At 71.5% G+C, this 24,974-nt stretch carries 24 protein-coding genes; 9 read left to right on the top strand and 15 right to left on the bottom strand.

Features of this window, described 5'->3' with window-relative positions; translation table 11 throughout:
• Positions 1–10: 10 nt before the first annotated feature.
• On the top strand, positions 11–523 hold the full coding sequence (locus ACFWFI_RS13065; RefSeq protein WP_387388617.1) for a DinB family protein: 513 nt from the start codon (positions 11–13) through the stop codon (positions 521–523).
• Positions 524–547: 24 nt separating this feature from the next.
• Here the strand turns inward: ACFWFI_RS13065 and ACFWFI_RS13060 are convergent, their stop codons facing one another.
• On the bottom strand, positions 548–1,618 hold the full coding sequence (locus ACFWFI_RS13060) for an alkene reductase (RefSeq protein ID WP_387388614.1): 1,071 nt from the start codon (positions 1,616–1,618) through the stop codon (positions 548–550).
• A gap of 146 nt (positions 1,619–1,764) precedes the next feature.
• Here ACFWFI_RS13060 and ACFWFI_RS13055 point away from each other — a divergent pair, with 146 nt between their 5' ends.
• Complete coding sequence (locus tag ACFWFI_RS13055) at positions 1,765–2,268, top strand: MarR family winged helix-turn-helix transcriptional regulator (RefSeq protein WP_387388612.1); 504 nt, start codon at positions 1,765–1,767, stop codon at positions 2,266–2,268.
• Position 2,269: 1 nt separating this feature from the next.
• Here the strand turns inward: ACFWFI_RS13055 and ACFWFI_RS13050 are convergent, their stop codons facing one another.
• The 4 genes from ACFWFI_RS13050 to ACFWFI_RS13035 all read right to left on the bottom strand — a co-directional run bounded on the left by ACFWFI_RS13050 (position 2,270) and on the right by ACFWFI_RS13035 (position 6,545).
• Positions 2,270–3,331, bottom strand: a complete 1,062-nt coding sequence (locus tag ACFWFI_RS13050; RefSeq protein ID WP_387388609.1) for an aminotransferase class V-fold PLP-dependent enzyme — start codon at positions 3,329–3,331, stop codon at positions 2,270–2,272.
• Positions 3,332–3,401: 70 nt separating this feature from the next.
• Entirely contained in the window at positions 3,402–4,139 is a 738-nt protein-coding gene (locus ACFWFI_RS13045) for a DsbA family oxidoreductase (RefSeq protein ID WP_387388606.1), read from the bottom strand.
• A gap of 187 nt (positions 4,140–4,326) precedes the next feature.
• The gene (locus tag ACFWFI_RS13040; RefSeq protein WP_387388602.1) at positions 4,327–4,848 is read right to left on the bottom strand and encodes an MDR/zinc-dependent alcohol dehydrogenase-like family protein; all 522 of its coding nucleotides are present in this window, start codon (positions 4,846–4,848) and stop codon (positions 4,327–4,329) included.
• A complete protein-coding gene (locus tag ACFWFI_RS13035) occupies positions 4,845–6,545 on the bottom strand; it encodes a PHP domain-containing protein (protein ID WP_387388600.1) in 1,701 nt (566 codons plus the stop codon). Before ACFWFI_RS13035 ends, ACFWFI_RS13040 begins: the two co-directional genes overlap by 4 nt.
• Before the next feature lie 355 nt (positions 6,546–6,900).
• On the opposite strand from ACFWFI_RS13035, the gene ACFWFI_RS13030 reads away from it, so the two are divergent.
• Positions 6,901–7,395: a DinB family protein gene (locus tag ACFWFI_RS13030; RefSeq protein WP_387388597.1), complete on the top strand. Its 495-nt coding sequence runs from the start codon at positions 6,901–6,903 to the stop codon at positions 7,393–7,395.
• Positions 7,396–7,449: 54 nt separating this feature from the next.
• Here ACFWFI_RS13030 and ACFWFI_RS13025 read toward each other — a convergent pair whose 3' ends face one another.
• Positions 7,450–9,522 (bottom strand): AfsR/SARP family transcriptional regulator, encoded by a 2,073-nt coding sequence (locus ACFWFI_RS13025; RefSeq protein WP_387388594.1) that lies wholly within the window; start codon positions 9,520–9,522, stop codon positions 7,450–7,452.
• A gap of 154 nt (positions 9,523–9,676) precedes the next feature.
• Between ACFWFI_RS13025 and ACFWFI_RS13020 the strand changes: the two genes are divergently transcribed.
• Together ACFWFI_RS13020 and ACFWFI_RS13015 are read left to right on the top strand one after the other, a co-directional pair.
• Positions 9,677–10,558, top strand: coding sequence for an alpha/beta fold hydrolase (locus ACFWFI_RS13020; protein ID WP_387388591.1), 882 nt, complete (start codon positions 9,677–9,679; stop codon positions 10,556–10,558).
• Positions 10,559–10,877: 319 nt separating this feature from the next.
• The gene (locus ACFWFI_RS13015; protein WP_387388589.1) at positions 10,878–11,156 is read left to right on the top strand and encodes a hypothetical protein; all 279 of its coding nucleotides are present in this window, start codon (positions 10,878–10,880) and stop codon (positions 11,154–11,156) included.
• Positions 11,157–11,383: 227 nt separating this feature from the next.
• Here the strand turns inward: ACFWFI_RS13015 and ACFWFI_RS13010 are convergent, their stop codons facing one another.
• Positions 11,384–11,881 carry an ATP-binding protein gene (locus tag ACFWFI_RS13010; protein WP_387388587.1) on the bottom strand — a complete coding sequence of 166 codons (498 nt, stop codon included), beginning with the start codon at positions 11,879–11,881 and terminating at the stop codon, positions 11,384–11,386.
• A gap of 100 nt (positions 11,882–11,981) precedes the next feature.
• Here ACFWFI_RS13010 and ACFWFI_RS13005 point away from each other — a divergent pair, with 100 nt between their 5' ends.
• On the top strand, positions 11,982–12,839 hold the full coding sequence (locus ACFWFI_RS13005) for a helix-turn-helix domain-containing protein (RefSeq protein ID WP_387388584.1): 858 nt from the start codon (positions 11,982–11,984) through the stop codon (positions 12,837–12,839).
• Positions 12,836–13,036 (top strand): DUF397 domain-containing protein, encoded by a 201-nt coding sequence (locus tag ACFWFI_RS13000; protein WP_387388582.1) that lies wholly within the window; start codon positions 12,836–12,838, stop codon positions 13,034–13,036. The genes ACFWFI_RS13005 and ACFWFI_RS13000 overlap by 4 nt, the downstream gene beginning before the upstream one ends.
• A gap of 53 nt (positions 13,037–13,089) precedes the next feature.
• On the opposite strand, the gene ACFWFI_RS12995 is transcribed toward ACFWFI_RS13000, so the two are convergent.
• From ACFWFI_RS12995 to ACFWFI_RS12960, 8 genes are all read right to left on the bottom strand, one after another.
• Positions 13,090–14,064 (bottom strand): pectate lyase family protein, encoded by a 975-nt coding sequence (locus tag ACFWFI_RS12995; RefSeq protein WP_387388580.1) that lies wholly within the window; start codon positions 14,062–14,064, stop codon positions 13,090–13,092.
• Positions 14,065–14,154: 90 nt separating this feature from the next.
• Positions 14,155–15,747 carry a sensor histidine kinase gene (locus ACFWFI_RS12990; protein WP_387388577.1) on the bottom strand — a complete coding sequence of 531 codons (1,593 nt, stop codon included), beginning with the start codon at positions 15,745–15,747 and terminating at the stop codon, positions 14,155–14,157.
• Positions 15,744–16,463: a response regulator transcription factor gene (locus ACFWFI_RS12985; protein WP_387388642.1), complete on the bottom strand. Its 720-nt coding sequence runs from the start codon at positions 16,461–16,463 to the stop codon at positions 15,744–15,746. Before ACFWFI_RS12985 ends, ACFWFI_RS12990 begins: the two co-directional genes overlap by 4 nt.
• 166 nt (positions 16,464–16,629) lie before the next feature.
• Positions 16,630–18,513, bottom strand: a complete 1,884-nt coding sequence (locus tag ACFWFI_RS12980; RefSeq protein ID WP_387388574.1) for a CotH kinase family protein — start codon at positions 18,511–18,513, stop codon at positions 16,630–16,632.
• Positions 18,513–19,190 (bottom strand): DUF4956 domain-containing protein, encoded by a 678-nt coding sequence (locus tag ACFWFI_RS12975; protein ID WP_099176060.1) that lies wholly within the window; start codon positions 19,188–19,190, stop codon positions 18,513–18,515. The genes ACFWFI_RS12980 and ACFWFI_RS12975 overlap by 1 nt, the downstream gene beginning before the upstream one ends.
• Complete coding sequence (locus ACFWFI_RS12970; protein WP_387388639.1) at positions 19,187–20,092, bottom strand: polyphosphate polymerase domain-containing protein; 906 nt, start codon at positions 20,090–20,092, stop codon at positions 19,187–19,189. The genes ACFWFI_RS12975 and ACFWFI_RS12970 overlap by 4 nt, the downstream gene beginning before the upstream one ends.
• Positions 20,093–20,319: 227 nt before the next feature.
• Entirely contained in the window at positions 20,320–20,934 is a 615-nt protein-coding gene (locus tag ACFWFI_RS12965) for a DUF1349 domain-containing protein (RefSeq protein WP_387388572.1), read from the bottom strand.
• Entirely contained in the window at positions 20,931–22,451 is a 1,521-nt protein-coding gene (locus tag ACFWFI_RS12960) for an aldehyde dehydrogenase (NADP(+)) (protein ID WP_387388569.1), read from the bottom strand. Before ACFWFI_RS12960 ends, ACFWFI_RS12965 begins: the two co-directional genes overlap by 4 nt.
• 154 nt (positions 22,452–22,605) lie before the next feature.
• Here ACFWFI_RS12960 and ACFWFI_RS12955 point away from each other — a divergent pair, with 154 nt between their 5' ends.
• Positions 22,606–23,376 carry an IclR family transcriptional regulator gene (locus ACFWFI_RS12955; protein ID WP_387388568.1) on the top strand — a complete coding sequence of 257 codons (771 nt, stop codon included), beginning with the start codon at positions 22,606–22,608 and terminating at the stop codon, positions 23,374–23,376.
• A 118-nt stretch (positions 23,377–23,494) separates the two neighbouring features.
• Complete coding sequence (locus tag ACFWFI_RS12950; RefSeq protein ID WP_387388565.1) at positions 23,495–24,946, top strand: peptidoglycan D,D-transpeptidase FtsI family protein; 1,452 nt, start codon at positions 23,495–23,497, stop codon at positions 24,944–24,946.
• Positions 24,947–24,974 lie beyond the last annotated feature (28 nt).

Here is a 24,974-nt window from a genome sequence, read left to right as displayed (position 1 = left end):
CTCGGCGTCCATGCCCATACCTCGTACACGCCCCGGCCTCACGGCCGGTGAACGCAGCCAGCTCGTCGGCTGGCTCGATCTCCAGCGCTCCGTCGTCCAGTGGAAGTGCGAGGGGGTGTCCGAGGAGGACGCGCACCGGTCCGTCCTCCCGGACTCCCCCCTCATGACCGTGGCCGGGATCGTCTCCCATCTGCGCTGGACGGAACACTGCTGGTTCCAGGTGATGTTCCTGAACCACCCGGCGTCGTCCAACCCCCAGTTCGGGGACGCGGACGACGAGGACTTCAGGACCCACGGGGCCCCGCTGTCCCAGCTCCTCCTGGACTACGACCGGGAGTGCGCCGCATCCAACGAGGTCATCGCCGCGCACGAACTGGGCGAGACCGGCCGGAACGGGAAGTTCCGATCCGGCCCGGCCTCGCTGCGCTGGATGGTGCTGCACATGGTCGAGGAGACGGCCCGCCACGCGGGCCACCTCGACACGATCCGTGAACTCCTCGACGGGGAGACCGGCTACTACTGAGCCGGGGCGGCGAGGGGTCCGGGGTCAGACGGTGCCGAGCGCCGGATAGTCGGTGTAGCCCTTCGCGTCGCCGCCGAAGAAGGTCGACGGGTCCGGGGTGTTGAAGGGGCCGCCGGCCTTCAGCCGGGCCGGGAGGTCCGGGTTGGCGAGGAAGAGCGCGCCGTAGGAGATGATGTCGGCGATCCCGTCGTCGACCACCGTGTGGTGCTCGGGACCGGTCGGTCCCTCGGAGAAGACGTTGATGACGAGGGTCCCGGTGAACTTCTTGCGCAGCGCGAGCGTCAGCTCACGGGTTCCTGCCTGCTCCAGCACGTGCAGGTAGGCCAGCCCGAGCGGCTCGAGCTCGGAGACGAGTGCGTTGTAGACGGCGTCCGGCTCGGGCTCCTCGATGCCGTTGTAGGGGTTTCCGGGCGAGATGCGCAGCGCGGTCCGCTCGGCGCCGATCTCGGCGACGACCGCCTTGGTCACCTCGACCGCGAAGCGGATGCGGGCCTGGTCGGAGCCGCCCCACTCGTCCGTGCGCAGGTTGGTGTTGGGGGCCAGGAACTGCTGGATCAGGTAGCCGTTGGCACCGTGCAGCTCGACGCCGTCGAAGCCGGCCTCTATCGCGTTGCGGGAGGCCGTGACGAAGTCGCCGACGGTCTCGCGGATCTCCGCGTCGGTGAGCTCGTGCGGCTCCACGAAGTCCTTCGGTCCCACCTGGGTGTAGACCTGGCCGGGCGCCGCGACCGGAGAGGGCGCCACCGGGACCAGTCCGTCCGGCAGCAGGACGGGGTGGCCGATCCGGCCCGCGTGCATGACCTGGGCGAAGATCCGGCCGCCCGCCGCGTGGACGGAGTCGGTGACCTTGCGCCAGGAGGCGACCTGCTCCGCGCTGTGCAGGCCGGGGGTGGACGGGTATCCCTGACCCACCACGGAGGGCTGGATTCCCTCGGTGATGATCAGCCCGGCAGAGGCGCGCTGGGTGTAGTAGTCGACGGTGAGGTCGGTGGCCGTACCCCCTTCACCGGCCCGGCTGCGGGTCATCGGCGCGAGGGCGATGCGGTTGGAGAGCTGCGTCCCGGAGAGGTCGACGGGATCGAACGCGGTGGTCATGGAAGCCTCCGAGGCATTTACATGGTCGGCCAAGTAATCAGTGCCGGGCCACTGTAACCCATTAATTGGCCGACCAAGGTAAAGTTCATGAGGACGTCACGACCCCGGCAGCCGTCCGGGCCGCGGCACCGCCCCGAGGAGTCCCGATGAAGGCCGACAGCACCGCCCCCGACGATCCCGCCTGCGTCGGCGGGCTGCCGAGCGCGGCGCTCGGCGGCCCCGTCAGCCATGCCGTCTCACGGGTCGCCAGGCTGCACAGGTTCACGGCGGGCAAGATGCTCAAGAGGCTCGGGCTCTACCCGGGGCAGGAGTTCCTGATGATGCACCTGTGGGAGACCGGGTCGGTCCGTCAGGCCGAGCTGATCAAGGCCATGGACCTCGACCCGTCCACCGTCACCAAGATGCTCCAGCGGCTCGAACAGGCCGGGCACGTGCGCCGCCGCCCCGACCCGGACGACCGGCGGGCCGTCCTGGTCGAGGCGACCGACGAGAGCTGCGCCCTGCACGACGAGGTGCGCAGCGCCTGGACGGGCCTGGAGGAGTACACCCTCGCGGGGCTCGACCCGGCCGAGCGCGCGGAGCTGACCCGGCTGCTCGCCAAGGTGGAGGGGAACCTCTGCTACGAGGCCGGGGACTGCCCCTCTCAGTAGGTCAGCCGGACAGCACGTCCAGGGCGCGGTCGACGTCTGCCTCCGTGTTGTACAGGTGGAAGGCCGCCCTCAGGTTCCCCGCCCGCGCCGAGACCATCACCCCGGCCTCGGCCAGGTCGGGCTCCCGGCCGCCCAGTCCGGGTACGGCGACGATCGCGGAGGTGCCGGGCACCGCCTCGTGCCCGAGCGATGCCAGCCCCTCCCGGAAGCGGGCGGCGAGCCCGGTGGCGTGGGCGTACACGGCGTCCACCCCGACCCCGTCCAGCAGGTCCAGGGACTGCTCGGCCCCGTGATAGGCGAGGAACGCGACCGGTTCGTCGAAGCGCCTGGCGTCCACGGCGAGCTCCTCGACCGGCCCGTACGTGCTGTTCCAGCGGTCCTCGGCCGCGACCCAGCCCGCGTAGAGCGCCGGCACGGTCTTCTGCGCATCCTCGGTCACGGTCAGGAACGACGTGCCCCGGGGGCACAGCAGGAACTTGAACCCGCCGGTGACGGTGTAGTCGTACGGCCCCGCGTCCAGCGGCAGCCATCCGGCCGACTGGCTGGCGTCCAGCAGTGTGCGGGCGCCGTGCGCGGCCGCGGCCGTTCGGATCGCGTCCAGGTCGGCGACCCGGCCGTCGGCGGACTGGACGGCCGAGAAGGCGACGAGCGCGGTCCCGGGTCGCACGGCGTCGGCCAGCTCCGTCAGGGGGACGTAGCGCATCTTCAGATCGCCGCGCACGGCGAAGGGGCTGACGACCGAGCTGAACTCACGTGTCGGCGCGAGGACTTCGGCGCCCGCCGGGAGGGAGGCGGCGACCAGCCCCACATGGGCGGCGACGGAGCCGCCGACGGCCACCCGCGCGGGCGCGACACCGGCGATCCTGGCGAAGCCGGCGCGGGCGGAGTCCACCGATTCGAAGCTGCCCGCACCGCCCCGGATGCCCGCGGCGCACTCGTCGGCCAGCGCCTTGACCGCCTCGACGGCACGACGCGGCAGCAGACCGCAGCTGGAGGTGTTGAGGTAGGTGGTCTCAAATGCGAATTCGTTGACCCTGGCCTGATCGATCGCAGAAGTCTCCATGCGGGACAGCCTGACGGCCGCTCAACCCCACGTCAATCACGTAAGTTTGAGCGGCGCGCCCAAGAAATCCTTATACGCGCTGGTCGGAAGCGCCCGCTCCGGGCACTTCGCAGGACCCGTCCGCGTCGCAGGCCGCGGCGTCCCCTCCGACCGGGGTGAGTCCGGGAACCTCGCGGTCCTTCCAAGCCTGCTCCAGGGCCTGGACGAAGACCTCCGCGGGCTGCCCGCCGGAGATTCCGTAGCGCCGGTCGAGCACGAAGAACGGCACGGCGTTGGCGCCCAGCTCGGCGGCCTCGCGCTCATCGGCCCTTACGTCGTCGGCGTACGCAGCGGGGTCGGCCAGTACCGCACGCGCCTCGTCGGCGTCGAGCCCGGCCTCGACGGCCAGGTCGGCCAGCACCGCGTCGTCGAAGACCGAGCGCTCCTCGGCGAAATTCGCCCGGTACACGAGTGCCAGCAGCTCGTCCTGGCGTCCGCGGGCCTTGGCGAGGTGGAGCAGCCGGTGGATGTCGAAGGTGTTGCCGTGGTCGCGCCCCTCGGTGCGGTAGCCGAGCCCTTCGGCCTGCGCGTTCGCCGCGACGTTGGCCTCCATCCCCCGGGCCTGCTCGGGGGTGCGGCCGTACTTCTGCGCCAGCATGTCGATGACCTGCTCGGTGTCGCCCTTGGCCCGGCCCGGGTCGAGCTCGAAGGAGCGGTGGACCACCTCGACCTCGTCACGGTGGGCGAACCCGGCCAGCCCCTTCTCGAAGCGGGCCTTTCCGACATAACACCACGGGCAGGCGATGTCGCTCCATATCTCGACGCGCATGACTCTTCTACTCTCCACCTCTGCCGAACCGGTGCGGAGGGAGCCTCCGCCGCCCGTTCAACGTGCGGACGCGGCGGCTGATTCCCGGTGCCGCACGTGATCCCGGCGGCGCCGGACGCAGACCTGGCCTGCTGACGGGTCCGTCCGGCCTGACGCCGGACGGGCCCGTCGGCCGACGGCCGGTCCCTCAGTGGTCCGCGCAGCACGGAGTGGGGTCGGGCACCTCGAACGGGACCAGGGTGCCGCCCACCGCGGGCATCGCGGCGAGGACCAGCTCGCCGTCCTGCCACTGCGGGCGGACGAACTCCCGGGTGACGAGGCGGGTCGCGGGGTCCGGCCCGTCCGGCCTGCCGAGGACCCGGACCCGCTCGATCGCCGACCGGCTCACCAGCTCGGCGACCGTGAGGGTGCCCGTCAGGGCGGCGGCACCCGGATACAGCACCGCACGCCCGGCGTGGTCCCAGGCGCCCTCCGTCACCCGGTACCCCTGGCTCGTGAGCCGTGCCCGGACGGCCTCCACGACGGCCTCGGACCCGGCGGCGAGGGACAGCGCCACCCGCGGCCGGTCGCCGTCCCGCACCAGGTGGGTGCAGCCGAACGCGTCCTCGGGGAAGCCGACGTCGGCAGCGATGTCCCGGAGCAGGTCGTCGGCCTCCCGTAGTCCGGTCAGGGAGGTGTCGATGCCGATGGCGTACGGCGGCGGGGTCATGCCGGCAGGACCCAGACCGGGTTGGAGTAGAACCACAGGTCACGCCACGGGTCGGCGTCACCGACGACATCGATGGCCGGGCCCGCCGGGTCCACGGAGGCGCCCATCGCGCCGACGGCGGAGCGGTTGCCGTCGGTGCCGCGCAGACGGAGGTAGACCGGGTGGTCGACGCGGCCCAGGTCGTAGGTGAGGCGGACGGTGCCGGTGGACTTGTTCACCTCGTACGACTTCACGACCCTGGCGCTCGGAGCCGTGAAGGTGTCCTTGTCCTTCACCGCCCCGGTGACATCGCCCTGGATGACGTCGACGCGGGCCAGGGTGGGCCGGAAGCCGGCCCAGTTGGGGCCGCCGGCCGCTGCCACGTCCACGGTGAGGGTGACACGGGTGCCCTTCTTGACCTGGAGGGCGCCGCCGAGGGTCGCCCAGCGGCTGCCGCCGGACACCCGGACGTCCAGACCGCTGATCAGCTGGCCGTGGTCGACCCAGACGCGGCCGGCGCGGATGCCGTCCATGACGGCGGCGTAGGAGAAGTCCTCGGCGCCGACGTGGGTGCGGCTGTAGTAGCCGGGCCAGTAGTCGTTCTCTGTGACGTCGATCCGTCCGCCGTAGACCGGGTCGTCGTAGCGGCCGGCGGTGTTGAAGTCGCCGCCACCGCGGACGGCGGTGTCGCCGTAGACCTGGTGAGAGTCCGAGTTGGCGGTGATCCACCACGGCTTGCCCTCGGCGAGCAGGCTGTCCCACAGGCCGCCGACGGTGGCGGTCATCCAGTCGAAGCCGCCCCAGGTGCGGTAGCTCTCCAGCGGGTAGCCGGCGAAGGAGTCGCTGCCGGGGCTGTTGTTGTAGATGCCGCGGGCCCCGCCGGGGCCGAGCGGCTTGGGCAGTCCGCCCGCCTGGTGGCCCGGGGCGCCCTCGAAGCCGACGGCGATGCGGTGGCTGCCGGGGGTGGCGTCGCGCCAGGCGCGGATCTCGTGCGGGGAGTCGATGCCCTTGCGCGCCGGGTGGTTGGCGAGCATCAGGGCGTCCTTGACCTTGCGCCGGGCGACCTGCTCGGAGAGGAAGGTCAGGCCGGCGATGGCGAGCGCCTCGTTGGCGGGCGTCGAGCCGGTGGCGGCCTTGACGGCTCCGTCGTAGCCGGTCTCGAACTGCTTGAGGACGGAGACCTCGTTCCTGCCCGGGTGCACGAAGACGGTGCCGTGCTCGGCGGCCGGGATGTTCCACTCCAGGCCCTGGAAGACGAGGGTGTCCTCGTAGGCGGAACGCGCTGCCTGGATGTCCGGGTTGACCTTCTCCACACCGATCTTGGCGTGCGTGCCGCTGCCGTGGTCGGTGATGACCAGCCAGTCCATGCCGTGCCGTGCGCCCTGGCGGACCTGGTCGACGACGCGGTACTTGCCGTCGCTGCTGTACTGCGTGTGGATGTGGTGGTCGCCCGCCAACCACAGGAAGCCCTTGCCGCCGCGGCGGGAGCGTGAGTCGGCGTGGGCGGGGGCGGTCGCCGCGCCGGCCAGCACGCTGCTCGCGGCCACACCGGCGCCGAGCAGACCCGCCCGGCGCAGCAGGCTGCGACGGGACTGCTGCTCGGAGTTCAGCGCCTCGTCGGGGACGGAGGTGTCGAACGCCGCGGGCAGGGGCGCCGCCTCGTGCTGGTGGTCATGGTGGTGACCGTGGTCGTGCTCGTGGTGATGGCCGTGTCCCATGACGCTCCTCGTGGCTGGTCGCCGCCCGCTGCGGCTGGTGCTGCCGGCCTCGCGTGGGGTGCGTGGGCCGCATGAGGAGATTCGCCGTAGAAGATGAACCTTGAACGACTTTCGTACGGGTGCCAGGCGTATCCGGCACGACCAGTCGCCGGAGGGCTCTGTTTCCCTTCACCGGCGCGGTGGGCGCCGCGCCCGGCCTCCCCGGGACCGCCCGACGCAAGCAGGCGCGGTGCAAAGGGTGACCAGGCTTCCGCGATCGGCGCGGTCCTGCCGGCCGTGACCGTGCCGGCGACGGCCCGACCGGGAAGGGGCGGATAGGACGGATTCCGACCTGTTCACTTCCTAGGCTGCGCGCATGACTCCAGAGACCGAAGGCATCCTGAACGCCCTTCGGGAGGCGCGAGAGCTCCTCCTCATCACCGTGCGGGACATCACGGACGCGCAGCTCACCGAGCGGTCCACGGTGAGCGAGCTGACGCTCGGCGGCATCCTGAACCACCTCACCCGGGGCGAGCTGGTCTGGACGCGCATTCTCGCCGACGCCAACGGCCTGACCCCTGACGGCATGTGGGACATGAACCAGTACCAGGCACCGGCCGGCGCCACGGTCACCGGCCTGCGCACGGCGTACGAGGAGGCCGCCCGCGCCACCGACGAAGCCGCCGCGAAGGCTTACCCGGACGCGGAGGTCCCCTTGCCGGAGACGCCCTGGGAGCCCGGGGTGGTGCGCCACTGGCCGGTACGCAGGATCCTGCTGCACCTCCTCCAGGAGACGGCCCAGCACACCGGGCACGCGGACATCGTCCGCGAGGCGATCGACGGCGCGAACAGCACGGCGCGGCGGGGGTAGGCACCGGTCCGCGCTCGCGCACACGCGTCCAGGAGGCGGGGGCCGCGTCCGCTCTCAGTCCATGCTGCCGTCGTCGTCGGCCGGGCGCGCCGAGGGCCGGTCGCGCGTGCCGAGGGCCCTTTCGGCGGCCCGGAGGTGGTGTGCGACCGGGCCGAAGGAGACGAGGCCGCTGCCGGCGCCTGCCGACTCGTCGGCGGCTGCGGCGAGTTCGTCGCGGGCGCGGCGCAGTACCGGCTCGTGTCCGACGGCCGCCGCCGCCCGGGCGAGTACACACCAGAGCGCCTCCTGGAGGAGGTCGTGCGGAGGGCGGGGTGCCACCGTGAGCGCTTGCCGGGCCTGCTCCGTGGAACCCGACGCGGCCAGCATCAGGGGGTCGAGCCACGGCCGGTAGGGACCGGCGTCGAGGCGGGCGAAGTCGTCGGGGTCGGGCAGGGCGTCGCCGCGCATGACCGGAACCAGCGCGACGAGGACGGCCGCTCCCCGGGTGAGGCCGGGCATGCCGCAGTTCGCGGTCGTTTCGAGAAGCTGCGCGTACCGGGGGCGGGCCGCCGTCCAGCCGTCGGTCTCGCAGGTGCGCAGGGCCTGGTACCAGGACGTGAACACCCCCGCGAGTGGCCGTTCGTTGCGGTGCGCGAGCCGGTCGATCTCCTCGGCCTCGGCGTCCGCCGCCGCGAGGTCGCCCAGTCCGGCGAGGGCCTGGAGGCGGACAAGGCGTCCCAGGACCTCGTGACCGGGCAGCTGGTGGTCGACGGCCAGCCGGGCCAGTTCACCGCCGAGCGCATCACGGCGGGCGGCCGATCCGCACATGGCGAACGACTGCATGAAAGCGCCGTTGAGAGCGAACGCGAGCAGCGCGGGGTCTGCGAGGCGCCGGGCGAGGCCGACGGCCTCTTCGGCGGCGCGTTCGGCTCGCAGCCGCCATGGTTCGGCGGCGGGAGCGTCCGCCGCCCGGGGAAGCGGAGCGTCGGCGGCGGCGTCGCCGCGTGACTCGACCGCGACGACCGACAGCAGCCGGGCGCGCAGCACGACGGGTCCGCCTGGGCCGAGCCGGGCGGCGGTGCGGGCGGCGGCCCGGGACAACTCGCCGGCGGCCGCGGGGTCATCGGCGCGGGTCCACACCGCAGGCACGTCGTAGGAGCCGATGATCCTGGCCGCCAGCTCGGTGTCGCCCGTGGTCTCGGCCGCCGCGACCAGGTCACGCCGGTGCTCGCGCGCCTCCTCCAGACCGTCGGCGCCGGTCACCGCGAGATCCCGCAGCAGGCCGGCGGTGGCGTGCAGCCGGGCCCGGGACCGGGCGGGCACCGAGCGCTCCCACGCGGCCGCCGCACGGTCCCAGACCCCGTCCGTCGTCCCGGCCGGCTCGGTCGCGGAGCCGGCCGTGCCGCTGAGGACGCGCGCCTCGGCACGGGCCAGCGCGGGGCCGGGGCCGCGTCCGCCAGGCCCACCGGCAAGCGCGCCGCGGGCATGACGCAGGGTCTCCAGGGCCTCACCATGCCGCCCGGACCGGTCCAGCGCGGTCACCAGCAGGACCCAGCCGTCCTCCCGGCCCGGGTGCGCGGCGACGTGGGCCCGCAGGTCGGCGACGGCGTCGCGGGCGGCGCCGGTCGCCAGCAGGGCGTCGGCGTGCCGCTCGACCGCGTCGAGGCGGAGCGCCTCCAGCCGGGCCTGTTCGGCGGCGGCCCAGGCGACGCCGGGAAAGTCCGCCAGGACCGGTCCCCGCCACAGGGCGAGTGCCTCGTCCCACAGGGCGACCGCCGCGTGCGGTGGCGCTCCGGCGGCCCGCGCGGCGGTGTCCTCGAACCGCCAGGCGTCCACCGCCTCGCGTCCGGCGCGCAGGACGTAGCCGGGGCCGTCGGTGACCAGCAGACCGGACGGCTGCCTGGGCGGACGGCCCGGTTCCAGGGAACGGCGCAGGGCCGCCACGAAGGTGCGGACCGCACCGACCGCGCCGGCCGGGGGTTCTTCGTCCCACAGATCCGCGACGAGCCTGCCGACCGGCACCACCCTGTTGCGGGCGATCAGCAGCCGTCCGAGCACCTCCCGGTGACGGGGCGCGCCGAGCGGGAGCGGTGTGCCGTCCGAGTCCCGGGCGGCCACGGGTCCCAGCAGTCCGAACTCCACGCCCACGGCACGGTCCCTTCGCGGGCGGCGCCGTCTCCCGCGGGTGCCGCGTGCTCACTCATCGATCGCTGATCCGGGGGCCGCAGCCTGGGTGACGTCCCCGGACGACCGGACCGCGAGGCCCGGAACGTCCACTCTGCCACGAACAGCAGGAGCCGCTGTGACACACCCGAGCATCCCCGGTTTCACCGAGCACCGCGTGCGGGTCGACGACGACGTGACGCTGAACGCCGCCGTCGGCGGCACCGGCAGCCCGGTCGTCCTGCTGCACGGTTTTCCCCAGACCCACCTGATGTGGCGGCACGTCGCCGCCGACCTCGCCGCCGACCACACCGTCATCTGCCCCGACCTGCGTGGGTACGGCGCCAGCGACAAGCCCGCCGGGACCGGCCCCGAGATCTACTCCAAGCGGACCATGGCCCGCGACATCGTCCGACTCGCCGCCGAGCTGGGGCACGACCGCTTCACCCTGGCCGGTCACGACCGCGGCGCCCTGGTCGCCTTCCGAGCCGCCATGGACCACCCCGGCACGGTGTCCCGGGCGCTCTTCCTCGACGTCCTGCCGACCCTCGACATGTGGGGCGCTCTCAGCGGGGTCTCCGGCGCGGTCGGCTTCCACCTCTATCTGATGGCCCAGGCCCCCGGCCTGCCGGAAGAGATGATCCAGGCGTCCGCCGACACCTTCTTCGCCCACTTCCTCGACGCGTGGACCGACACCCCCGACGCGATCCCCGCGGAAGTCCGCCGCCACTACCTCGACGCCTCCGCGGCGGCCGTGCCCTCCATCGTCGCCGACTACCGCGCCTCCGCCGGCGTGGACGTGGACCACGACGCCGCCGACCGCGAGGCGGGCAGCCGTCTGGCCATGCCGGTCACCGTTCTCCAGCAGGACTGGGGCGCCGCGCTCGGTTACCACGCCCAGGGCCTGTGGAGCGCCTGGGCCGGGGACCTGCGGCACCGCACGGTCTCCTGCGGTCACTTCATGGCTGAGGAGGACCCGAAGCTGATCGCCGACGAGATCCGCGCCCTCGCCGAGCGCTGACGAAACCGCCGCTCCCTCCTCCTCCCGCCGCCGGGGCAAACGGGCGGCGGGAGGGAGGGTGCGTCCGCTTCCCCGCAGGGTGACCGGTTCGCCGGCACAGCGGTCGAGGAAGGAACGGCCGGGCCGGTCAGCCGCCGGCGGGTGCGGCGTACCTGGCCTCCATCCGTTCCGAAGAAAGGAGCCACCTCGAACGCGGCAGTACGCGCGGCCATCGAGATCACCCCGGCCGCCGGCACGAACGAGCGGATCATCGACATCACCACGACGGGACGCCGCACCGGCCGCCCCCCGCCGCATCGAGATCTTCTTCTACCGGGCCATGGGCGAGACGTACCTGTGCAGCGGCGCCTCTGGCCGCCCCACAAGCTGGTACGCCAACCTCCTGGCACATCCGGACTTCACCTTCCACCTGAAGCACGGGATCCGCGCAGACCTGGCGGCCCGCGCCACCCCCGTCACGGGCCAGGAAGAGCGCCGCCGGATCCTCACCGAGATCGTCACCGACCTCAACCAGCCACACAACCCCGGCACCATCGCCCAGCCCACCCACGTGCGGGACTGGCTGAACAGCCGACTGGCGCGCATCGACTTCCTCTGACAGTGCATTCGACCCTCTCAGTACCGCCAACTCCTGCCTGCGCGGCAGCACCCTGTCCGTGACCGAGGCGAAGCCCCGTCGGGGCACGACTGCCAGAACCGATGTCACCATCCAATTGGGGCCCTCCACCCCGGAGGGCCCCAACTCGTGTTCGGCGGGGACGAAGCCAGGTGTGCCCGACCCCCGGCATCGCTCACCTCGGCCGGTCCACGCCGCCCGGCATCGGCCTACCCCTGCCCCTGGCCCGGACAGGTCCGGCAACCGGCCACGTCACTCCGGTCCCGGTCGACGAGCAAATCCGGGATGTTTCTGGATTCCGGACCGATCTCGGCCCACACGGTCTTCCCGGACGGCGGGAAGGGCCGTACGCCCCAGTCCGCGGCGAGCGCGTCCACGAGCGCCATCCCGAGGCCGCCCGCACGCCGGGAGGGGAGGCGCTCCCCGCGCGGGTCGGTGACCTCGATCCTGAGACCGGTGCCCGGCAGCTGCACGAGCGTGAGCCGGAAACCCCGCCCTTCCAGGCGCCCGTACCGAACCGCGTTGGAGGCCAGCTCCGCGACCACGAGAGCGGCGGCGTCGGTGGCCTCGCCGTCACGGAGCCATCCCCATGAGACGAGCTGCTCCACCGTCAGCAACCGCCCGAGCCTGGCCCCTCGCCGGGTGGCGCTGAGCAACTGGGTGAACTGTTGTGCGGCCATGGGGATGTGTACGGATTCGCTCTTCACACCACTCAGCGTGGCCGCGTAACCGTACGCTTACCAGGGGTGATGGCGGTACGTGACGAGCATGTACCGGTACGCACGGCGACGGGTACCGGAGGTACCGGTGGTTCTGGACGACACGATCGGCGACGACGACGGTTCGGCGGAGGCGGCGGACCTGTTCCGGGTCGTCGGCCGCCAGATCCGGCTGCTCAGGGAACGGGCGGGCCTCACCCAGCGAGAGCTCGGTGAGCGGCTCGGCTACAGCGAAGACCTCATCCGGTCCCTGGAACGGGGGCGTCGCACGGCCCAGCCGGAATTCCTCGACGCGGCCGACGAGTTGCTCGGCGCCGACGGGCTTCTGCGGGCCGCGAAGGACGACATGGCCAGGGCGAGGGCACGGGCGAGGGTGAAGCATCCGGCGTGGTTCCGGGATTACGCGCGGCTGGAGGCGGATGCGGTGGAGATCAACTTCTTCAGCACCCTGACGTTTCCGGGCCTTCTTCAGACGGAGGGCTATGCGCGCACCACATTCATGTCGCGACAGCCATTGCTGGACGAGACAACCATCGAGCAGCGTGTCAGCGCGCGACTGGCGCGGCAGGAGACACTCACCAGGTGGCCGTCACCGATGGTCAGCGCAGTCATCGACGAGTCCGTACTGCGCAGGTCGGTCGGCGGGCACGAGGTTCGCATCGGTCAGCTCAAGCACATGCAGTACCTCGCCCGGCTACGCAGCACGACGATCCAGGTGCTCCCCATGGCCTGTGAGGACCACTCCGCCCTGGAGGGCCCGTTCATCCTGCTCACACCGAGGGGGAGGCAACAACTCGCCTACCTAGAGGTGCAGAGCACGAACCGACTGGTCACCGACGCCGAAGAGGTACGTATTCTGGCCGCACGATACGGAAGCATTCGCGGTCAGGCCCTCAGCCCTCACGAGTCCCTGGCGCTGATCGAGGAGTTGCTGGGAGAGCGATGAGCACCGAAAACAGGGCGGCCACCGAGCTCGACTGGTTCAGGAGCAGCTACAGCGCCGGTGACGGCGGCGAGTGCGTCGAGGTCGCCACCACGGCCCGCGCCGTCCTCGTCCGCGACTCGAAGGACGTCGCCCGTCCCCACCTGACCGTCGCCCCCGCCCGCTGGGCGCACTTCGTGCGGTACGCCGCCGGGTCCTGAAGGCGTAGGTGGTGCGCAGCCCGCGTCCGGGCCGCGCACCACCTCACCGTGCGTCAGATCTTGCCTGCGCCCGCCCCCGCGGTCACCGAGGCGGCGACGGAGGAAGCGGATTCGGCAGTGTAGCTGTAGGGCGGGGTGGTGAAGGAGCCGCCCTGCGAGATCTCCACCGCCGCGCCGCCCAGATCGTTGCCCCGCTGCACGGCGTAGCCGTCCTCGTCACTGCTGCGGTTGGTGGTCACGGCCACCTTCGTGTCGCGGAAGACGTTGTTCTCGACCAGCATCTGTGCGCCCATCCGGGAGTGCGCACCCGTGTCCGCGCCCTCGACGAGGTTGTTGTAGACGTGCCCCGTGCCGAAGCGGAGGCTGGGGATGCGCGAGAAGACGTTCTGGAAGTGGTTGTGGTGGTACGTCACCTTGAGGTGCCCCGAGTCCTCGTCCTCGTTGTTGTCGCTGTGCCCGACGAGGCTTCCCTTGTAGTGGTTCTTGAAGGTGTTCCAGGAGACGGTGACGTTGTCGGAGGCGTGCGTGATGTCCAGCAGGCCGTCGTAGTAGTCCTTGTCGTGGTCGCGGTCCGCGGAGAAGGAGTTGTGGTCGATCCAGACCTTGGTGGACTCCTGCACGGTGATGCCGTCGGAGGGGGCGAGCGGCTTGCTGATGTTGAGGTTACGGATGACGATGTTCGTCTCGCTCTTGAGCCGCAGGCCGCCACCGGTGAACCCGGACGACGAGCCCACGCCGAGCACGGTGGTGTTGGAGCCGATGTCGACCTGGCCGCTCAGCGAGATCAGTCCGCTCACCTTGACGGTCTTGGCGGTGTCACCCGCGACGGCCGACTTGAACGCGGCCAGGCTGGTGACGGTCACGGCGGAGGCGGTGCCGCCGCCGGTCGTGCCGGCGCCGAAACCGATGGGGCCGGCATCGGCGGCGCCCGCGGAGTTGGGGAGCGCGGCGACGGTGAGGGACGCGACGGCGGCGGCTGCAGCCAGCACCGCGATGCGGCTTCGACGGCCGCGGAGACGGTTGCGCATGGGGGGATCCCTTTCTCGGTACGACGAAGTGCGAGTGCACTCATGGGTCGTCACCGGGAGCCCACGGGTTGCCGGGCCGAGGCAACGAATTCACGTATGTGGGAAGGTGCTTCGGTATGTGACCGGGCAGGGTTCGGGATCAGGGGCGTCGGGACCTGGGGCCGGGCCACCCGGGAGGAGCAGCCGGAAGGTGCACCCTTCGCCGGGACCGGTGTCGAGTTCCAGGCGGCCTCCGTGGGCCTCCGCGATCGTCGAGGCGATGGCGAGGCCGAGGCCGGAGCCGCTGTCGCGCGGGGTGCCGGAAGCCGGTTGTGCGCGGTAGAAGCGGTCGAAGACCTGGTGGGCGTCCTGGGGCACCAGACCGGGGCCGTCGTCGGCGACCTCGATGACGTGGGCCGGGGCGCCGGAGGGCAGGGGCGGATTGGCGCTGGTACGGCCGGGGCGGTCGGCGCCTCCGGTACGTGGCCCGACGCGCAGGCTCCCGACACGCACTTGGAGCCGGGTGCCCGGCGGGGTGTGGGTGCAGGCGTTGTCCAGGAGGTTGGACAGCACCTGGGCGAGCTGGTGGGGATCGCCGGAGCCCTCCACGACATCGAGCTCTCCCGGGTCGTCGGCGCCGCCCGCCCCGAGCGGGGCGAGGGTGACGCGCCGCCCGGGGTGGCGTACGGCCGTGGCGGCGATGCCGTCGGCTGCCAGCGAGAGCAGGTCGACGGGCCCGTGCTCGGTGCTGGGGGCGTCGCCGAGCTTGGCCAGCAGGAAGAGGCTGTCGACCAGGCGGCTCATGCGGTCGGCGTTCTGCGCGATGAGCTCATGGGCCTCGCGTCGACGGCTCGCGGACATGTGCGGGTCGTGCAGCAGGAGTTCGGCGAAGCCCTGGAGGGAGGTCAGCGGGGTGCGCAGTTCGTGCCCGGCGTCCGCCATGAAGCGGCGCAGCCTGCGCTCGGTCCTGTCCTTGCGGTGCAGTGCCGCACGCAGCTGGTCCAGCATGGTGTTGAGGGCGATACCGAGGCGGCCGACCTCCGTGTCCGGGCTGGTGTCGGTGACGTTCTGTTCGAGCTCACCGTTGGTGATGCTCCGGGCGGTGTGCTCGACACGGGTCAGCGGCCGGAGGCCGAGGCGCACGGCGGCGCTGCCCAGCAGCATCACTCCCGCCGCGGTGACCGCCCCGACGGCCAGGCTGAACCAGAGCAGCCTGGCCGTCGCTTCCTGCACGGTGTCCAGAGGCAGGGCGACGACCGCGCGCATGCCGTCGGGTCCCGAGTCGGCGACCACGCGCCAGTCGCCGTCGCCGTCCTCGGCGGGCACCGTGGCCGGATGCCCGTCCGCGGGCCGGCCCGCACCGATCGTGCGGTCGAGGCGTGGCTCGCTCGGGCCGCTGCCGAGTGAGTCCGGCAGCAACCGGCCCTCGGCGTCGTAGAAGTAGACGCGGAAGTCCGAGGGAAGGACCTCATGGGCGGGTGGCCGGCGGTCGGGTGCGGTGCCCGCGGCGATGTCCCGGTAGACGGGCGACGGCGGACGGAAGTCGGTGAGCCGGTCGTCGACCTGCCCGATGAGCCAGGAGCGCATGAGGGTCAGTCCGGTGGCCTGGCACACGAGCACCGCCGCGGTGGCGAGGACCGTGGCGATCAGTACCAGCCGGGTGCGCAGCGAGCGGGGGCGCAGGCGCCTCGGTGTACCTCTCACGCCGTTTCGTCCCGCGGGAGGCGCAGGCAGTATCCGACGCCCCGCACGGTGTGGATGAGCAGTGGTCCGGTGCGGTCGATCTTGCGGCGCAGGTTCTTGATGTAGGTGTCGACGATGCGGGTGTCACCGGCGAAGTCGTGGTGCCAGACCCTTTGGAGGATCTGCTGCTTCTCGAACACCTTCTCGGGCTGCGCCATGAGGCAGGCCAGCAGCCGGAACTCCGTCGGTGACAGCGGGACCCGCTGCCCGGCGCGGGACACCTCGTGTGCCTCTTCGTCGAGGGTGAGGTCGGCGTAGCGCAGGGGCGGGCGCTCGGCGGGCGGTGCCGTGCGCGGTCCGGCGCTGCGGCGGAGGATGGCGCGCACCCGCAGCAGGACTTCCTGGACGTGGAACGGCTTGGTGACGTAGTCGTCCCCTCCCGAGCTGAGGCCGATGATGCGGTCCTCGACCTCGGTGCGCGCGGTGAGGAAGAGGACCGGGGTGTAGATGCCCCGGGCGCGCAGTTCGCGCGTCACTGTGAAGCCGTCGGTGTCGGGGAGCATCACGTCCAGCACGATCATGTCCGGCCCGCAGCGGCCCGTCTCGGACAGGGCGTCCTGGCCGGTCCCGGCCGAGGCGACGGCGTAGCCGGCGGCGTGCAGGGCGGACGTGAGCAGGGTGCGGATACTCGGGTCGTCCTCGACGACCAGAACGGTGTGCCGGGCTGATGCGGCCATCACGGCTGGGGTTCACCTCGGGTGGTACGGGCCGTTCAGGCACCGGCCGGGGCCGGCCGGGCCGAGCGGGAGGGTCTTCACGGTACGGAACTCGCGGGACACCGCTGATACGCGGGTGTGCCGGCGCCCCGGACCGGATCGGGGGGAATCCGTGTCCGGGGCATGGTCACCCGGTTACCTCCGTGTCCTTCGCCAGGGCCTCGGTGCGCGCGGTGACGGTCGTGCGCAGCGTGGCGACGGCCTTCTTCAGGCCGGCCGCGTCGACACCGGCCCTCTGGGCCTGGCCGGCGATGTCGTCCAGCGCCTCGGCCGCCGTACCGGAACCGAAGAACTTCTCGTACAGCTCGCTGTACGCCTTCTTGTACGGGGCGTCGAAGGCGTCGAGCTCCAGGAAGCGTTCCTTCAGCGCGTGTCCCGACATCCCGCCCGGCATGCCTCCGCCCTGACCGCCCGCGGCCTGGCCGTCCTCGCCCTGGTCCTCTCCCGCCGCACCTCCGGGGAAGCCGCCTTGGGGGCCGCCTTCGCCGGTGCCGCCCGGCATGCCTTCCGGCGCGCCTTCGGGAGGAGCGGGCATGTCGCCCTGGCCTTGAGCGGCTCCGCCCTGGCCTTGGGCGGCTCCGCCCTGGGCTGCCTCGTCGCCTCCCTGCGTGCCTGCGGCCGCGCCTCCGGGGCGGCCGCCTCCCATGCTCGTCTGGTCGTCCGGCCCCGCCTCGGTGTCTCCGCTGAAGGTGAGGTTGTAGTCCCATCCGAGGACGGAGAACTTCTTCGTGTCCAGGTCGTACCAGAGCAGGTAGTTCTTACCGGGCCCTGCCATGTCGTCGAAGTTCATCAGCAGGTTCTGCGTGGCGACGTACTTGGCGAACGACTCGACGTCGACGTGCTTGTCGAGGTCTGCGGCGAACTCCTCGTCCGACGCCTCGTCCACCCACTTGATGAACTTCATGACGGGTTCGAGGTCCTGGCTTCCGACCTTGTTCAGCTGCCGGAAGGACGCCTCGTAGTCGGATGGGTCGTCACCCTGGTAGGCGAAACTGCCGCCCGCCCTCGCCTTGTACAGGACCCCGTTGCCGTCGACGGCCTCGGCGTACTCGGTGTCGGGGTTCTCGACCATGAGCCTGGTGACGGCCGGACGGTTGTTGACGGCCACCGTGGTGAAGCCGTACCGCTCGGCCGTCTCCCCGCTCTCGTCCGTGAGCGACAGCGCCAGGGCCTCGTTCAGCGGGACCTGCTCGTCGGCTCCCGGGCGCAGCGAGATCTCCCGCTCGCCCTGGTAGGCGCGGCCCTCGACGTATTCGTCGATCTTGATGAGCCAGGGGAGCTCCTCCGGCTTCTCGGCGGAGAGGTTGTACTGCGTCATGCCTCCTCCCCCGCCCGCACGACCCGCGCCGCCCGCGGCGTCCGCACCGCCCGCGGTACCAGCGCCGCCCGCGGTAGCCGCACCCTCGGTGCCGGTCCCACCTGCGGTCCCGGCACCGCCCGCGGCAGCCGCACCACCGGCGGTACCCGCACCGCCCGCGGCGCCAGGACCGCCGCCGTTCGCGGCCTGGCCGCGGTCCTGGCCCCCGCCGCCCTGTTGCTGCTGCGGGGCGCCCTGCCCGGCCCCGCCGGGCATCCGGCCGCCACCGGCTCCGCCCTGGGTGCCGCGCAGGGACATCAGGGTGGAGTTCCCCTTCAGACGGATACCGACGTCCGCCAGGTAGACCCCGTCGATGGTGAGGTCGGCCGAGATGGAGTCCTTGGTCCCCTCGTCCTCGAACTCCTTCATCATCTTGTCGAAGTCGGTCTGCTGGTACGACAGCTGGATCGAGTGCTTGACCGTGGTGTCGTACAGACCGACCGTGCCCTTGACGTCGTCGGTGATCGTGTCGGCCTCGACCTGCGAGGCCGACGTGACGTACGGCGAGATGCGGGCGTCACCGAAGGCGTACACCATGACGGCCAGGCCCAGGCACAGCGCTCCGGCCGGCTTCCAGTGGTGCCGCAGCCGCACCGGGAGGCGGTCCCTCAGCCGACGCCGGCGAACCGGCGGCGTACCGCCGCTCACGCTCATCACAGGTCGGTCGTGTCGTAACCGGTCAGCACCGTCACCCGCTGCCCGGAGGTGCGCTCCTGCAGGGCCGTGACGAGGTCCCCGGGTTCGGTGCCCTTCTTCATCCGCACGGTGTAGAACACCTCGTTAAGGGCTCCACCGCGAATCGTCTCCGTGCTGACCAGCTCGAACTCGCTGGTGTACTTGATCAGCACGTCACGGATGGCCGGTGTGTAGTCCTCGCCCGCGGGGACCTGGACCTTGACGACCTGGCGCTGGACGTTCAGGGCGAACCAGTTGAACTTGAACATCACGAGGATCACGACGCAGATCACGACGGCGCCGACGGCGGCCAGCGTGTAGAAGCGGGCGCCGCAGGCCATGCCTATGGCCATCGCCAGGAAGATGAAGCCGACGTCCCTCGTCTCCTTCACCGCGTTCCTGAACCGGACGACGGACAACGCGCCGACCAGGGAGAACGCCCGCGCCAGGTTCGAGCCGACCACCAGCATGATCAGGGCGACGATCATGCCGACGATGACCAGCGTCTGGACGTAGGACTGGCTGTAGGAGACGTTGCGGTGCGTGTACCGGTAGGTGTAACCGATCACCGTGCTCAGGATGAACGACAGCGCCATGGCGGCGACCACGTCGGCGACGCTGAACGTCCCGCTGAGTTCCTGCAGATCGAAGTTCACTGTGCTCCTGCTTTCACCGGCGCGTACGGCGCCGCCGGCTGCCCCAGCGGCAGTCGGGTGTGGGGGGTGGGCGGCGGACAGTCCGCCTCGTGGACGTGGAAGACCGACCTGGGCGCCAGGCCGAAGGCCTCGATGGACTGCACGTACTTGCTGATGCGCACCAGGTTCAGATTCCGGCGCGCGGCCAGGTCCGTGATCCAGTGCGGTGTGCGCTCGTTGACCTTGATCTCCATCACCGTCATGTGGGGCGGGATGGTGAACCGGTTCTCCGGCGTGGCGGTCCCGAAGTGGAAGTCGCGGTCCCGGCCCCGGATCCGCCGGTCGAAGGTGACCCGCAGTCCTGTGTCGGAAGCGCGGCCGACCAGCGCCTCGCGCTGGTATCCGGTGATCGCCGTCGGCCGGAGGTTCAGCCGGATGACGAGGTCGAGCACCTCCTGGACGAAGGCGCTCTCCCTGGGCGAGTGCTCGACCATCTCCCGCGCGTCGCACAGCCTTCTGGCGGTGGCGTACGGCAGGGTGATGCGCCGCTTCTGCGTCACACGGTTCACCCGCTGCTTGATCTCCACGCACACCGGCGACTCGTCGGTGACGCCGTCGAGATCGCCGTAGTGCCGGATCCGCAGCTTGCGCCGGAACTTGAGGCCTTCGATCTTCTCCCAGTAGAACCGCAGCTCGGGGCTGTCGTAGTACAGGCTCCAGACCCCGTAACCGCCCACCGGGCTGTTCAGGTCCCGGTCCATCCGCTCGCCGAGCTCCTCGCGGATCTCGGCGGCCTGCTCGACGGGCACGAGGTACTTCAGCTCGAACCGGTTGAACGCGTGCAGTCTGCTCGCCACGTGCAGCGGCTGGTCACCCTCGGGGGCCGGGGCGTCGCCGTCCCGGGACCCAGGGGGTGCGGCCATGTCGGGTCGCGACACCATGCGCCTCCTTGCGTCTACGTGCCGGACCGGGCCGGCACGGACACGCAATCAAGGCCGCATGAGGAAGCCGTGAGAAACACGGGTTGATTGCAGGAGGATCCAGGGTGACGTACAGGTGAACATCAGGCGGCACACGGCAGACCGGGGCCCCACGGACGAAGGGCCCGGAATCCTCTCGGATCCGGGCCCTTCGCGGGTGTACGGGGTCGTCAGCTGCCGTCGCGCAGGTCGCCGGGGCCGGTGGGCCGGAAGGCGATCCGGTCGAACGTCACCGTGCAGCCGTCACCGGTGGGCGACTGGGCGAGGAAGCCGATACGGGCGGCGGCCCGCTCCTCCTCCGTGCCGAGGGTGAACAGCCGGACGAAGGTCCACCGCTCCCCGTCCGGCGAGGCGTGGAAGGCGAAGGAGCTGCCGATGCGGCTGAGCCGCAGCCAGCTGCTGTTGCCCTCCACGACGGCGGAGTTCACGTCGTCGGAGTGGCCCCGGGTGACCACGGTGCAGATCGTCGGACGTTCGGGCGAGAGCTCAAGGCAGAGCTTCGCCCACTCCCGCTCCCCCACGTGGAGGTAGAGCACCCCCGCGTCGAAGGCGGCGGCGAAACCGACGCTCACCCGGGCGATCAGCTGGAAGTCGCCCTCCGGGGCGGGGCCCAGCAGGCGGGGTGCGTCGGACGCGGGCTCCAGGCTGTCGCCGCCGGGCGGAACGAAGCGGTCCTGCTTCGCCCCCGCCGATCCGGTCAGGGCGCCTTCCTCGTACGCCCATCCGCCGTCGGGGCCCACCGGCTCCAGGACGAAGGGCAGCTCAGGGACGTGTACGGCCGTCATGCGCGGCGCCCGTCGACCCGGCGCGGCAGGTTCTGCGGGTTGTCCTCGCGGAGCTCCGGCGGCAGCAGCGCCTCGGGCGTCGACTGGTAGCTGACGGGGCGCAGCCAGCGCTCGATCGCGGTGGCGCCGACCGAGGTGGAGGTGGAGGTGGTGGCCGGGTAGGGGCCGCCGTGGTGCTGGGCGGGAGCGACGGCGACGCCGGTCGGCCAGCCGTTGACCAGGACGCGTCCGGCCACCGGGGTGAGCTCGGCCAGCAGTCCGGCGGCGCTGCCGTCGGCCTCCTCCGTGGCGATCTGGAGGGTGGCGGTGAGGTTGCCCGGCAGGCGGGACAGCACGGCGGTGATCTCGTCCGCGGAGTCGTAGCGGGCGACGACGGTGACCGGGCCGAAGCACTCCTCCAGGAGCGCGTCGTGCGGCCCCTCCTGGACGAGACGCCGCGCCGGCACGGTGAGGAAGCCCGCGGAGACCGTGTGCTCGCCTCCGGCGCCCGGGGTGACCGGGGCCTCCACGTCCGGGAGAGCGGCCCGTTCGGCCACTCCGTGGACGAAGGCGTCGCGCATCCGGTGGTCGAGCATGACCCCGGCGCCCGTACCGCTCACCGTCTCGGTCAGCGACTTCAGCAGCTGGTCGCCCGCCTCGCCGGACGGGGCGAACACGAAGCCGGGCTTGGTGCAGAACTGTCCGGCGCCCATGGTCATCGAGCCGCCGAGGCCGGCACCGATCTGCTCACCGCGCTCGGCGGCCGCCGCCTCGGTGACGACGACGGGGTTGAGCGAACCGAGCTCTCCGTGGAAGGGGATCGGGGTGGGGCGGGCCGCCGCGGCGTCGAACAGGGCACGGCCACCGCGGATCGAGCCGGTGAAGCCGGCGGCGGAGACGAGCGGGTGCTTCACCAGCTCGACACCCGCCTCGAAACCGTGGACGACGGTCAGGACGTCCTCGGGCAGCCCGTGCTGCGCCGCGGCCCTGCGCAGGATCGAGGCGCAGATCTCCGAGGTCGCGGGGTGGTCGGGGTGCGCCTTGACGACGACCGGGCAGCCCGCGGCCAGCGCGCTCGCGGTGTCGCCGCCGGGGACGGAGAACGCGAGCGGGAAGTTGCTGGCGGCGTAGACGGCGACGACGCCGAGCGGGATCTTGTAGCGGCGCAGGTCCGGCCAGGGCGGGGTCCGGCTGCCGTCCTCGTGGTCGATGTGGATGTCGAGGTAGGCACCCTCGTCGACGACCTCCGCGAAGGCCCGCAGCTGGGCGGCCGTGCGTGCGAGCTCGCCGGTCAGCCGGGCGGGGCCGAGCGCGGTCTCCGCGTCGGCGGCCTCGATGACGTGTTCCTGGGCCTCGGCGAGCAGGTCGGCCGCGGTGCGGAGGAACGCGGCGCGCACGATGCGGTCGGCCAGCGCTCCGCGGACGGCGTGCGCCGCCCGGACCGCACGGTCGACCTCCTCCGCTGTAGCCTCCACCGCAACCTGCTCACGCGGGTTCCCCGTTCGGGGGTCGACGCTCCAGACTGGTGCTGCTGCCACCGTATTTCCTTCCGGTCCACTGCCACACAGGAGAAGTTGTTCGGTATTCTGAACAGCGTTCCTGAACGTGAATACACAGGAACTCTATTTCCGGGCGCTCAGTGTTGGCAAGAAGTCGCAGGGTCGTACAAGAAGGCTGGAAGGGGCATAAAGCATGTCGGTTGGCGAGTCCGGTGGGGCACAGGTCAAGTCCGCTGTAAGGACGGTGGAACTCCTCGAATACTTCGCGGGGCGACCCGGTATGCACTCGCTGGCCGCCGTGCAGGAGGCCGTCGGCTACCCCAAGTCCAGCCTCTACATGCTGCTGCGCACGCTGGTGGAGCTCGGCTGGGTGGAGACCGACGCCACGGGCACGCGCTACGGGATCGGCGTACGGGCCCTGCTCGTCGGCACCTCGTACATCGACGGCGACGAGGTCGTCGCCGCCGCCCGGCCCACCCTGGACCGGCTCTCCGACGACACCACGGAGACGATCCACCTGGCCCGGCTGGACGGGACGAACGTGGTGTATCTCGCCACCCGGCAGTCCCAGCACTATCTGCGCCCCTTCACCCGCGTCGGCCGCCGGCTGCCCGCGCACTCCACCTCGCTCGGCAAGGCGCTCCTGGCGACCCACAGCGACGAGCAGGTCCGCAAGATGCTGCCCGAGACGCTGCCGGCGCTCACCGAGCACACCCTCACCGACCGCGAGAAGCTGATCGAGGAACTGCACGTCATCCGCGAGCAGGGGTTCGCCGTGGACCGCGAGGAGAACACCCTGGGGTTGCGCTGCTTCGGCGTCGCGATCCCGTACCGCACTCCCTCGCGCGACGCGATCAGCTGCTCGGTGCCGGTCGCCCGGCTCACACCGGCGCACGAGCAGATGGTGAAGGACGCCCTGTTCGACGCACGCGACCGGCTCGCCCTCGCGACCCGCAGGCTCTGAGCACCCGGCGGGCCGCCCCCGGGCAGTCCGGAGCGCCTGAAGCGGTGCGCCTGAGAACACGGTGAGAAGGAACACGAACGGGAACGTCCCCGACGCCCCCGTTCGTCCCTCCAGCGGGATGAACAAGACGATCAGGCGCGCTTCGGTCTTCTGTCTGCTCATGGTGCTCGCCCTGCTGGTGCGGGCGACCTGGGTGCAGGGGTACGAGGCACGGGCGCTCGCAGACGACGACCACAACCGGCGGAACACCATCGCGCAGTACGCGCAGCCGCTCGGTGACATCATCGTGGCCGGCTCGCCGGTCACCGGTTCGAAGGAGACGGACGGCGACGACCTCCGCTACAAACGCACCTACACCCAGGGCGATCTGTACGCGTCGGTCACCGGGTACAGCTCGCAGGCCTACGGCGCCACCCAGCTCGAAGGCATCTACAGCGATGTCCTCGACGGCACCGACGACCGGCTGAAGAATCCCGCCGATGTGCTCACCGGCGAGCAGACGGACCCCGGCGATGTGCTGACGACCATCGACCCGGACGTGCAGAAGGCCGCCTACGAGGCGCTCGGGGACGACCGGGGCGCGGCGGTCGCGATGGACCCGGAGACCGGGCGGATCCTGGGCATGGTGTCCTCGCCCTCGTACGACCCCTCCGACATCAGCGGGACGACGGACGGCGACGCCTGGCAGAAGCTGCTCGACGACAAGAGCAAGCCGCTGGTCAACCGGGCGCTGCGGCAGCCGCTGCCGCCCGGCTCGACGTTCAAGCTGGTCGTGGCCTCGGCGGCACTGGAGAACGGTCTGTACGGCTCGGTCGACGAGCCCACCGACAGCCCCGATCCGTACACCCTGCCGAACACGAGCACGGTCCTGTCGAACGAGAACCCCTCGGCCCCCTGCGAGAACGCCACGCTGCGCACCGCGCTCCAGTACTCCTGCAACAACGTCTTCGCGAAGGTCGCGGCCGATCTGGGCCAGGACAAGCTGAAGGCGATGGCGGACGCCTTCGGCTTCGACACCGAGAAGCTCGACGTGCCGGTGCGGGCGTCGCAGAGCGTGTATCCGAGCGGTATGGACAAGGCGCAGACGGCGCTGACCGGCATCGGGCAGTTCGAGGTGACCGCGACCCCGATGCAGATGGCCATGGTCTCGTCGGCCCTCGCCAACGGCGGTGAGCTGGCCTCACCGCACATGGTCTCCAAGGTGACGGACTCCGACGGTTCCACGCTGGAGGAGTTCCCTGACGGCGACACCGAGCGGGTCGTGAAGGAGTCGACGGCCGAGCAGCTGCGGAGCGCGATGGTCACCGTCGTGGAGAAGGGGACCGGCAGCAACGCGAAGATCGACGGCGCCGAGGTGGGTGGAAAGACGGGGACCGCGCAGAACGGCGTGGACAACAGCAACACCCCGTACGCCTGGTTCACCTCGTACGCGACGGACGACTCCACCGGCAAGCAGGTCGCGGTCGCGGTGGTGGTCGAGGACTCCGGGGCGGCCCGCTCCGAGGTCAGCGGCAACGGGCTGGCCGCGCCGATCGCTCAGAAGATGATGAAGGCGGCCCTGAAGGGATGAGCGGGTCCGCTGCCACCGCCCGGCGGGG

The organism is Streptomyces sp. NPDC060209, from assembly GCF_042728155.1.
Classification (GTDB): domain Bacteria; phylum Actinomycetota; class Actinomycetes; order Streptomycetales; family Streptomycetaceae; genus Streptomyces.
Note: the sequence above shows the minus strand (reverse complement) of the source record. Positions and strands in the feature narration are given on the sequence as shown.

What these genes read in the sequence shown, in the direction of transcription:
- ACFWFI_RS13060 (WP_387388614.1), bottom strand. Translation starts at nt 1,618, where the DNA reads ATGACCACCGCGTTCGATCCCGTCGACCTCTCCGGGACGCAGCTCTCC.
- ACFWFI_RS12980 (WP_387388574.1), bottom strand. Translation starts at nt 18,513, where the DNA reads ATGAGCGTGAGCGGCGGTACGCCGCCGGTTCGCCGGCGTCGGCTGAGG.
- ACFWFI_RS12955 (WP_387388568.1), top strand. Translation starts at nt 22,606, where the DNA reads ATGTCGGTTGGCGAGTCCGGTGGGGCACAGGTCAAGTCCGCTGTAAGG.
- ACFWFI_RS12985 (WP_387388642.1), bottom strand. Translation starts at nt 16,463, where the DNA reads ATGGCCGCATCAGCCCGGCACACCGTTCTGGTCGTCGAGGACGACCCG.
- ACFWFI_RS13055 (WP_387388612.1), top strand. Translation starts at nt 1,765, where the DNA reads ATGAAGGCCGACAGCACCGCCCCCGACGATCCCGCCTGCGTCGGCGGG.
- ACFWFI_RS13050 (WP_387388609.1), bottom strand. Translation starts at nt 3,331, where the DNA reads ATGGAGACTTCTGCGATCGATCAGGCCAGGGTCAACGAATTCGCATTT.
- ACFWFI_RS12970 (WP_387388639.1), bottom strand. Translation starts at nt 20,092, where the DNA reads ATGGCCGCACCCCCTGGGTCCCGGGACGGCGACGCCCCGGCCCCCGAG.
- ACFWFI_RS13030 (WP_387388597.1), top strand. Translation starts at nt 6,901, where the DNA reads ATGACTCCAGAGACCGAAGGCATCCTGAACGCCCTTCGGGAGGCGCGA.
- ACFWFI_RS13065 (WP_387388617.1), top strand. Translation starts at nt 11, where the DNA reads ATGCCCATACCTCGTACACGCCCCGGCCTCACGGCCGGTGAACGCAGC.
- ACFWFI_RS13045 (WP_387388606.1), bottom strand. Translation starts at nt 4,139, where the DNA reads ATGCGCGTCGAGATATGGAGCGACATCGCCTGCCCGTGGTGTTATGTC.
- ACFWFI_RS13035 (WP_387388600.1), bottom strand. Translation starts at nt 6,545, where the DNA reads ATGGGACACGGCCATCACCACGAGCACGACCACGGTCACCACCATGAC.
- ACFWFI_RS12950 (WP_387388565.1), top strand. Translation starts at nt 23,495, where the DNA reads ATGAACAAGACGATCAGGCGCGCTTCGGTCTTCTGTCTGCTCATGGTG.
- ACFWFI_RS13000 (WP_387388582.1), top strand. Translation starts at nt 12,836, where the DNA reads ATGAGCACCGAAAACAGGGCGGCCACCGAGCTCGACTGGTTCAGGAGC.
- ACFWFI_RS12965 (WP_387388572.1), bottom strand. Translation starts at nt 20,934, where the DNA reads ATGACGGCCGTACACGTCCCTGAGCTGCCCTTCGTCCTGGAGCCGGTG.
- ACFWFI_RS12995 (WP_387388580.1), bottom strand. Translation starts at nt 14,064, where the DNA reads ATGCGCAACCGTCTCCGCGGCCGTCGAAGCCGCATCGCGGTGCTGGCT.
- ACFWFI_RS13040 (WP_387388602.1), bottom strand. Translation starts at nt 4,848, where the DNA reads ATGACCCCGCCGCCGTACGCCATCGGCATCGACACCTCCCTGACCGGA.
- ACFWFI_RS13015 (WP_387388589.1), top strand. Translation starts at nt 10,878, where the DNA reads ATGGGCGAGACGTACCTGTGCAGCGGCGCCTCTGGCCGCCCCACAAGC.